The sequence below is a fragment of the Kitasatospora sp. MBT63 genome, from assembly GCF_000710465.2.
GTDB lineage: Bacteria > Actinomycetota > Actinomycetes > Streptomycetales > Streptomycetaceae > Kitasatospora.
On sequence record NZ_JAIZ01000269.1, the window covers coordinates 1 to 1902 of the forward strand.

At 67.9% G+C, this 1902-nt stretch carries 2 protein-coding genes; both read right to left on the minus strand.

What is annotated here, in order from left to right:
* Positions 1-17 precede the first annotated feature (17 nt).
* Positions 18-1445, minus strand: a complete 1428-nt coding sequence (locus tag AA75_RS16805; RefSeq protein ID WP_158515513.1) for a transposase — start codon at positions 1443-1445, stop codon at positions 18-20.
* A gap of 4 nt (positions 1446-1449) precedes the next feature.
* Complete coding sequence (locus AA75_RS50910) at positions 1450-1779, minus strand: transposase (RefSeq protein ID WP_233289044.1); 330 nt, start codon at positions 1777-1779, stop codon at positions 1450-1452.
* Positions 1780-1902: the final 123 nt, after the last annotated feature.

The following is a 1902-nucleotide window of genomic DNA, read 5'->3' on the forward strand; positions in this document are numbered from 1 at the left end:
GATGCTGTTGGTGATCTTCAAGTGTCGCGGGTTCGAGTCCCGTCACGCAGTTGCCTGCACAGGCGCGTGAAGTGGGTTGCTGGGTTGGTTCTGTTGCCATCCGGCTGATGCTGGTGGAGGCGGATGATGTTGGTTCCGGCTGCGGTGAGGACGTGCTGGACGTGGGTCTTCGCTGTGCCGCGGTATCGGCAGTTGCGCAGGCCGTGGGCGTGCACGGTTTCGGAGACGGTGGCCTCGCAGCCGGCTCTCATGGCATACCGGTCCTGCCAGGCCCGGGTGTTCTGCTCTTTCCGGACACGGTTTTGGATCTCCTGCAGGGGCTGGGGCAGCAGGAGGATGTGTCGGCCTCGTCCACCGGTGTTCCCGGTACATTTGAGGCGGTCTTCGCAAGGTCTGCAGACGGCGCGGGGAAAGAGCACCGACAGCCGTTCGTGCCCGTCGGCGAGTGTCGGCTTCCAGGGCGGGCTGGTTGCCCCGTTCGGACAAGTCAGCGTCTTTTCATGCCAGTTGGGCCGGAAGTCCTCCTTGTTGAAGCCCGGCAGTGCCCGTGTCCTGGGGCCGAGTCTGACCGGGCCGACCAGGTCGATCCCGTGCTCGGTCCAGGCCCGGTGGATGGTGGCCGGGGTGATGTATCCGCCGTCGACCAGGTGCTCGGCCGGAGCGAGGGAACGTGCTGCGAGGTCGGCGTGGATCCGCTCCAGGGCGTCGATGTCCTGCTCGGGCGCCGGTGTGGTGGCGACGTGGACGATCACGTTCGGCAGGCCCTCGTCGCAGGTCTCGGTCTGGTGGTCCTTGTAGCCGACCCACTCGGCCTTGCCGGGCTTGTGGCTGAAGCGGGCCTGCGGGTCGTGCGGGGTGACGATCTCCACCGACGACCAGGGTGTGGTGGCCGAAGCGGGATCCGGGCTCCCACGGCCGGCGGCCGCGCCGGAAGCAGCCCGCCGGCCCGTCGTCCGCCGGCTGAGCCGGTCGCGGGTCTGCTTGGGCCCGCGCCAACGCAAAGTGCCGGTCTCGTCGTACCAGTACTGCTGGAGCCAGACCTGCCGCAACACCTCCACCTGCGGCAACCACCTCAGCCGGGCCGGGGCATCGGCGGCGACAAGAGCCTGGAACAGACGCATACCGTCCTCGCCGACCGTGAGCGCATACTCCTCGCGTTCCTTCGCCTCCTTCGGCAACCGGTCGTAGCGCACCGGCCTGCCGTAACGCCTGGCCCACTCGTCGGTGACCAGGGCGAACACCCATTCCTCGTCAGCGGCGGCCAATTCCTCCAGGGCCGCCCGCAAGGTCTCACCGACCAACTCGGTCCGGTCCAGGCAGCGCACCGCCGCCAGGACGTGTGTGGAGTCGGTGCGCTGGCGCCCGCGCCGCTTGACCAATCCTGCCTCCGCCAGACGCTCGACCATCACCGCCAGCAGTCGGTCCGCGCGGTCGCCCTCGGCCATCCGGTCACGGAACTCGCTCAGCACCGAGAAGTCGAAACCCGGATCGTCCAACTCCAGCCCCAGGCAGTAATTTCCAGTCCAGACGGCACCGGACTGCCTCGGCCGTCTGCCGGTCGGTGAGGTTCTCCGCATACTGCAGCACCGACACCAACGCCAGCCGTGCCGGCGACAGGCCCCGACGCCCGTCAGCGGAATACCACTCCTCGAAGTCGCTGTCCGTGAACAGCCCAGCCAGATGATCCCGCACGCCCATCGCCACCGTGCCCCGCGGATTGCTCGCCCGCGCCATCCGTGCGGTCAGCGGCGGGATCTCCCGCCCGGACCAGGAACCCATCGCCACCGCAACCAACCCCTTTGACCAGCCCGAACTCCCAGACCACGAAAACAGGAAGGGCCGGCCAGTGGCCGCCGATCGAGGACAACCTCACTCTCACCAGTGAAGATCACCAACAGCATC

Coding starts and splice junctions, on each gene's coding strand:
- AA75_RS50910 (WP_233289044.1), bottom strand. CDS start 1,779: ATGGGTTCCTGGTCCGGGCGGGAGATCCCGCCGCTGACCGCACGGATG.
- AA75_RS16805 (WP_158515513.1), bottom strand. CDS start 1,445: ATGGCCGAGGGCGACCGCGCGGACCGACTGCTGGCGGTGATGGTCGAG.